Consider the following 6,741-nt stretch of genomic DNA (forward strand, 5'->3'; position numbering starts at 1 on the left):
GACCATGGGAATTCTTGACAAGCACAAGGTCATCGAGACCAACGCGACCCTTCTGATGATCCTCTCGCTTCTGGTGGTGATGATCGGCGGGATCGTGCAGATCGTTCCCCTCTTCTACCTGGAGAACACCATCGAGAAGGTGGAAGGCGTCCGCCCCTACACCCCCCTCGAACTGGCGGGCCGGGGCATCTACATCCGCGAGGGCTGCTATGGCTGCCACAGCCAGATGATCCGCCCGATGCGGGACGAGGTCGAACGCTACGGCCACTACTCCCTGGCCGCCGAGTCGATGTATGATCGGCCCTTCCAGTGGGGGTCCAAGCGCACCGGCCCGGACCTCGCCCGCGTCGGCGGCCGCTATTCGGACGAATGGCACCAGGACCACTTCCACAACGCCAAATCCGTCGTGCCGGAATCGGTGATGCCGCCCTATGGCTTCCTGGCGAACCGGATCATCGACGGCAGGTACATCCAGGATGTCGTTTCGACCAACCGCCTGACCGGCGTGCCCTACACCGACGACATGGTGGAAAACGCGCTGGCCGACTTCAAGGCGCAGGCCGACCCGAACGGCGACAGCTCCGGGCTCGAGGAACGCTACGGCGAAGCCGCCTTCGGCACCCCGGTCAACGTCCGCAATTTCGACGGCCAGCCCGAACTGACCGAGATGGACGCCCTGATCGCCTATATCCAGGTCCTGGGCACGATGGTCGACTTCTCGACCTACACGCCCGTGGCAAGCCGGTAAGGGGGCCAGGATGGAAACCTATTCCTTCCTCCGCCATCTGGCCGACAGCTGGTTCCTTCTCCTGATGACGCTCTTTTTCCTTGGCATCTGCGTCTGGGCCTTCCGCCCCGGCTCACGCGCCGCGCATCAGGAAGTCGCAACTTCCATCTTCCGCAACGACGACCGTCCTGCGGCGGATGACCCTGCCAAACCGCGAAAGGAGGCCTGAGCCATGGCCAAGCCCATCAAGAAAGAACAGCGGCAGGTGGAAACGACCGGCCACAGCTGGGACGGGATCGAGGAATACAACAACCCGCTGCCGCGCTGGTGGGTCTGGGTGTTCTACGCCACGATCGTCTGGGGCATCGGATATTCGATTGCCTACCCGGCCTGGCCGCTGGTCAAGGGGGCCACGCCTGGCCTCCTGGGTGCCTCGACCCGCGCCGATGTCGAGAAAGAGATCGCCGCCGTCGATGCCGCCAATGCGGCGATCAAGGAAAAACTGATCGCCGCCGACCTGAACGCCATCGGTGCGGACCCCGAACTTGCCGCCTATGCCGAACGCGCCGGGGCGGCGGTCTTCCGCACCAACTGCGCACAGTGCCATGGCTCGGGTGCGGCGGGGGTTGAAGGCAAGGGCTATCCGAACCTGCTCGACGACGACTGGCTCTGGGGCGGCACGATGGAGGACATCCATCTGACCATCACCCACGGCATCCGCAACACCACCGACCCGGACGCGCGCTATTCCCAGATGCCCGCCTTCGGGACGGACGGCATCCTCGACGAAACCCAGATCGCCCAGGTGGCCGAACATGTCCTGGCGATCTCGGGGCAGGATCATGATGCCGCGATGGCCGCCGAGGGCGCGACGATCTTCGCCGAGAACTGCGCCGCCTGCCACATGGAAGACGGCTCGGGCGACCGCACGCAGGGCGCACCCCGGCTGAACGACGCGATCTGGCTTTATGGTGGGTCGCGCGAAAAGATCATCGAGACGGTGACCAAGGCCCGTTTCGGCGTCATGCCGAACTGGAATCAGCGCCTGTCCGAAGACGAAATCCGCGCCGTGGCCTTCTATGTCCACGGTCGCGGTGGCGGGGAGTGACGCTCCCGGTTCCCTTGAACCTGAAAGGGGGCCTTCGGGTCCCCTTCCTTTTGCCGCGCACCCGGTTCGGGCCGCCTGTCAGAGGGAGCGTCTTCCGGCGCAAGCCTATCGTCTCGCCGTTTTGCGGGAAGACCGCAAAGCGGCCCGGTGTGCCTTCGGCGGGAACATCCGTCGAAGGGAAGGACGAAGTTGCGCAACCTGCCTTCGCCCATGTCCCGAATGCCCCCGCGCGGACCGCGCTCGGGTCGAAAGCCGCCCGGTCGCGCCTGGGCGATCACGCGGCTTTGCGCTGCATTGCCGCATTCACCCCGGCGCGCCGCATCCCTATTGATGCAGGTCAAGGCCCTGACCGCGCAAATGACCGATTGCAGTCGGGATGATAGACTGGCCCCGCCAGTGAAGGAGAGCCCGTGTCCACCCCCGAAGCCGAACCCAGCCTCTATGCCGCCCGCGAGCCGGTCTTTCCCCGGCGCGTGAAGGGTAAATTCCGCACGCTGAAGTGGTGGATCATGGGGATCACCCTTGGCATCTACTACATCACCCCCTGGCTGCGCTGGGACCGGGGCCCGAACCTGCCCGACCAGGCGGTGCTGGTGGACCTTGCCAACCGCCGCTTCTTCTTCTTCATGATCGAGATCTGGCCGCACGAATTCTACTTCGTCGCGGGCCTGCTCATCATGGCGGGCCTCGGGCTCTTTCTCTTCACCTCTGCCGCCGGCCGCGTCTGGTGCGGTTACGCCTGCCCTCAGACCGTCTGGACCGACCTCTTCATTCTGGTCGAACGCTGGATCGAAGGCGACCGCAACGCCCGCATCCGGCTGCACCGCCAGCCCTGGAACTGGGAGAAGCTCATCAAGAACGGCATCAAGTGGTGGATCTGGCTCTTCATCGGGCTGGCCACCGGCGGCGCCTGGGTCTTCTACTTCACCGACGCGCCCACGCTTCTGCGCGACCTCGTGACCTTCCAGGCCCATCCGATCGCCTATTTCACCATCCTGATCCTCACCTTCACCACCTTCTTCTTCGGCGGCTTCGCGCGGGAACAGATCTGCATCTACGCCTGCCCCTGGCCCCGCATCCAGGCCGCGATGATGGACGAGGACACGCTGACCATCGCCTACCGCGAATGGCGGGGCGAGCCGCGCGGCAAGCTGGGCTCCGAGGGCGCGGGCGACTGCATCGACTGCATGGCCTGCGTCAACGTCTGCCCGATGGGGATCGACATCCGCAACGGCCAGCAGCTGGCCTGCATCACCTGCGGCCTCTGCATCGACGCCTGCAACGACGTGATGGACAAGATCGGCAAACCGCGCGACCTGATCGGCTACCTCGCGCTGACGGACGAGACCCGCGAACGTGCCGGCCAGCCGCCGAAATCGGTCTGGTCCCACGTCTTCCGCGTCCGCACCGTCCTTTACACCGTGCTCTGGGCCGGGGTCGGCATCGGCATGATCGTGGCGCTCTTCCTGCGCTCGCCCATCGACATCAACGTCACGCCCGTCAGGAACCCGACCTATGTCACCCTCTCGGACGGCTCGATCCGCAACGCCTACGACCTCCGTCTGCGCAACAAGTCCGGCGACGACGCCCAGTTCACCATCGCCGTCACCTCGGACGCCTTCGTCACCCTCAGCCTGGAAGGCCAGCCGGGCCTCACCGTCACCGTGCCCGCGAACGAAACCATGTCCCAGCGCGTCTATCTCACCGCCGCCCCGGGCAGCCCCGCCGCGACCACGGACCGCACCGAGGTCCGCCTCTGGGTCGAGGAACTGGGGACGACGAACCGCGTCCACCATGATACGATCTTCAACGGGAAGGAATCGCAATGACCGAACTCACCGGCAAGCATGTCCTTGCGATCACAGTCGGCGCCTTTGCCGTCATCATCGGGGTCAACCTCCTCCTCGCCTTCAAGGCCGTGTCGACCTTCCCCGGGCTCGAGGTCGAAAACTCCTACGTCGCCTCCCAGGGCTTCAACGCCCGCAAGGCCGCGCAAGAGGCGCTGGGCTGGACCATGACCCCCGCCTACGACCAGGGCCGCATGACGCTCGCCTTCCTCGGCGCGGACGGCCAGCCGGTTCAGGTGAACGACCTCCAGGTCCTCGTCGGCCGCACGACCGAAACCACCGACGACACCTTCCCCGCCTTCACCCGCGAGGGCGACCTCTATGCCGCCGACCTCCCCCTCCACCCCGGCAAATGGATGATAAAGGTCACCGCCCGCTCTGCCGACGGGACGCTGTTCGAACAGCGGTCCGAACTCTTCGTGAAGGGCTGACATGGCGCTGGCCGAAGACTTCGCCTCCCGCAGCGCCCCGGTCTCCGCCTGCCCGGCCTGCACCGTCGTCCCCGCCGCCGAACGCATCGCCGCGCTTCGCGCCGAACGGGCGGGCCGCATCATCCTGTCCCTGCCGAACGCCGGCGGCGCGCAGTCGATCGCCCTGGTCGAGGCCGCGCTTCAGGCCATCCCCGGCGTCCGCTCCGCCCGCGTCAACCTCACGCAAAAGCGTGTCTCCATCGAGGCCGAAGGCACCGTCACCGCCGCCCAGCTGATCACGGTCCTCGCAGCCGAAGGCCAGGAAGCGCACGAGCTTGACCCCGGCCTCCTCTCGACGACCGAAACCGACCGCCAGGGACGAGAGCTTCTGATGCGCCTCGGCGTCGCCTTCTTCAGCATGATGAACGTCATGCTCCTCTCGGTCGCCGTCTGGTCCGGGGCCGAGGACGCGACCCGCGACCTCTTCCACTGGATCTCCGGCGCCATTGCGCTCCCGACCGTCATCTTCGCCGGCCAACCCTTCTTCCGGTCGGCCTGGGCCAGCCTTCGCCAGGGCAGGCTCGGCATGGATGTCCCGATCTCTCTCGCCCTGATCCTCGCTTCCTCGATCTCGGTCTATGAAACCGCGATGTCGGGCCATCACGCCTATTTCGACGCCGCCGTGATGCTCGCCTTCTTCCTCCTCCTCGGCCGCTACCTCGACCACCGCACCCGCGCCATCGCCCGGTCGGCGGCGGAGGAACTCGCCGCCCTCGAAGTCCCCCGCGCCATCCTGATCCTCGACGGCCAGGAAGTCGAAACCCCGATCGCCGAGATCCACCCCGGCGACACCGTCCTCGTCCGCCCCGGCGCGCGGATGCCGGTGGACGGCGTGGTGCTGCACGGCGCGTCGGAACTCGACCGCAGCCTCCTCACCGGCGAAAGCCTCCCCGTCCCGGCAGGGCAGGGCACCGTGGTCAGCGCGGGAGAGGTCAACCTCACCGGTCCCCTGACCGTGCAGGTCACGGCGGCGGGCAAGGACTCCAGCCTCCACCGCATGGCCGACCTCGTCGCCGTGGCCGAGGGCACAAAGACCCGCTACACCAGCCTCGCCGACCGCGCCGCCAAGGCCTATTCGCCGCTGGTGCATATCCTGTCGTTCTCGGCCTTCGGCTACTGGATGTGGGCCACCGGCGGCGACGTGCGCTATGCGATCAATATCTCTGCCGCCGTCCTGATCATCACCTGCCCCTGCGCGCTCGGCCTCGCCGTTCCGGCGGTCGTGACCTCCGCCTCCGGTCGCCTGTTCCGCAAGGGCCTCCTCATCAAGCACGGCACCGCGCTGGAGCGTCTGGCCGAGGTTGACACCGTCGTCTTCGACAAGACCGGCACCCTGACCCTCGGCACGCCTGAACCCGTGGCCCTTGCCGACCAGCCGCAAGACGTCGTGGCCATCGCCGCCGCCCTTGCCGCAGGCTCTTCCCACCCCTTGGCCCGCGCGCTGGCCGAAGGCGCAAAAGCCGCAGGCATCGCCCCCGCGAACGTCACAGACATCCGCGAAATCCCCGGCCAGGGCATCGAAGGCGACTTAAACGGAACCCGCGTCCGCCTCGGTCGCGCCGACTGGTGCGGGGCCGAAGCCCTTCCCACAACCGCGACCTACCTCTCCATTTCCAGCGCTCCCGCAACCCCAGGCGCCTCCCCTCCCCCCGGTGGCGAGGGGAGGGGGGTGGGGGGCACCCCGCTGAAAGCCACGACCCACGCCTTCCCCTTCACCGACCGCCCCCGCCCTGGCGCCGCCGAAGCCGTGTCGAAACTCCAGGCCGCAGGCCTGAAAATCGAACTCCTCTCTGGCGACACCGAAGCCCCGGTCCGCGACCTCGCCCGGCGTCTTGGCATCACGAACTGGCAGGCGGGCGTCCTGCCCACCGAAAAGGCCGCCCGCATCGCGGAACTCTCCGCCCAGGGCCGCAAGGTCCTCATGGTCGGCGACGGGCTGAACGACACCGCCGCGCTGGCCGCTGCCCATGTCTCGATCTCCCCCGCCTCGGCGCTGGACGCAGCCCGCGTGGCCTCCGACATCGTGCTTCTGGGTCAGGACATGGCCCCCATCGCCGATGCCGTCCGCATCAGCCGCCAGGCGACGCGCCGGATGATCGAGAACTTCCTGATCTCCGGCGGCTACAACGTGGTGGCAGTGCCGCTCGCGCTGGTCGGCCTCGCCACACCGCTTGCCGCCGCACTGGCGATGTCGCTCTCGTCGATCACCGTATCCCTGAACGCGATGAGGCTGAAATAATGGAGATTCTGGCGATCCTGATCCCGGTCTCGCTGTTTCTGGGCGGCGTCGGCCTTGTGGCCTTCTTCTGGGCAATGCGGACCAGGCAGTTCGATGATCCCGAGGGCGACGCGAACCGCATCCTGCTGAAGGACTGGGACGACCGGCCCCGACCCTGAAACCCCGCCCCGGACTTGATCCGGGGCCTCCTTTGATGACCCGAGGCCCCGGATCAAGTCCGGGGCGGGGTCTTCTCCCGTGCCGAGAAAGGACCGACAAGGGTTAACCCCACTTCACCTCTAGAATGGAGCGCAACAGCTGAGGTTGGGATGGGGTTTGGGATGGATCGGCGGGGGTTGCATCTGGATGGT

Annotated in this window: 7 protein-coding genes; all 7 read left to right on the forward strand. The window is 66.9% G+C overall.

From position 1 onward, the window contains the following. Positions 1-4: 4 nt before the first annotated feature. The 7 genes from ccoO (at position 5) to ccoS (ending at position 6,549) form a co-directional block, all read left to right on the forward strand. Positions 5-748 carry a cytochrome-c oxidase, cbb3-type subunit II gene (ccoO, locus tag D5084_RS02780; protein WP_128513983.1) on the forward strand — a complete coding sequence of 248 codons (744 nt, stop codon included), beginning with the start codon at positions 5-7 and terminating at the stop codon, positions 746-748. 10 nt (positions 749-758) lie between these two features. Then, the gene (locus tag D5084_RS02785) at positions 759-956 is read left to right on the forward strand and encodes a cbb3-type cytochrome c oxidase subunit 3 (protein ID WP_128513984.1); all 198 of its coding nucleotides are present in this window, start codon (positions 759-761) and stop codon (positions 954-956) included. A gap of 3 nt (positions 957-959) precedes the next feature. Further along, on the forward strand, positions 960-1,835 hold the full coding sequence (gene ccoP, locus D5084_RS02790) for a cytochrome-c oxidase, cbb3-type subunit III (protein WP_128513985.1): 876 nt from the start codon (positions 960-962) through the stop codon (positions 1,833-1,835). Positions 1,836-2,245: 410 nt separating this feature from the next. Further along, complete coding sequence (gene ccoG, locus D5084_RS02795) at positions 2,246-3,664, forward strand: cytochrome c oxidase accessory protein CcoG (protein WP_128513986.1); 1,419 nt, start codon at positions 2,246-2,248, stop codon at positions 3,662-3,664. After that, positions 3,661-4,113, forward strand: coding sequence for a FixH family protein (locus D5084_RS02800; RefSeq protein ID WP_128513987.1), 453 nt, complete (start codon positions 3,661-3,663; stop codon positions 4,111-4,113). The genes ccoG and D5084_RS02800 overlap by 4 nt, the downstream gene beginning before the upstream one ends. Before the next feature lies 1 nt (position 4,114). After that, on the forward strand, positions 4,115-6,391 hold the full coding sequence (locus D5084_RS02805) for a heavy metal translocating P-type ATPase (protein WP_128513988.1): 2,277 nt from the start codon (positions 4,115-4,117) through the stop codon (positions 6,389-6,391). Further along, positions 6,391-6,549 (forward strand): cbb3-type cytochrome oxidase assembly protein CcoS, encoded by a 159-nt coding sequence (gene ccoS / locus D5084_RS02810; protein ID WP_128513989.1) that lies wholly within the window; start codon positions 6,391-6,393, stop codon positions 6,547-6,549. The genes D5084_RS02805 and ccoS overlap by 1 nt, the downstream gene beginning before the upstream one ends. Positions 6,550-6,741: the final 192 nt, after the last annotated feature.

This window comes from Tabrizicola thermarum (assembly GCF_003574395.1).
Lineage (GTDB): Bacteria > Pseudomonadota > Alphaproteobacteria > Rhodobacterales > Rhodobacteraceae > Tabrizicola > Tabrizicola thermarum.

Coding starts and splice junctions, on each gene's coding strand:
- ccoO (WP_128513983.1), top strand. CDS start 5: ATGGGAATTCTTGACAAGCACAAGGTCATCGAGACCAACGCGACCCTT.
- D5084_RS02785 (WP_128513984.1), top strand. CDS start 759: ATGGAAACCTATTCCTTCCTCCGCCATCTGGCCGACAGCTGGTTCCTT.
- ccoP (WP_128513985.1), top strand. CDS start 960: ATGGCCAAGCCCATCAAGAAAGAACAGCGGCAGGTGGAAACGACCGGC.
- D5084_RS02800 (WP_128513987.1), top strand. CDS start 3,661: ATGACCGAACTCACCGGCAAGCATGTCCTTGCGATCACAGTCGGCGCC.
- D5084_RS02805 (WP_128513988.1), top strand. CDS start 4,115: ATGGCGCTGGCCGAAGACTTCGCCTCCCGCAGCGCCCCGGTCTCCGCC.
- ccoS (WP_128513989.1), top strand. CDS start 6,391: ATGGAGATTCTGGCGATCCTGATCCCGGTCTCGCTGTTTCTGGGCGGC.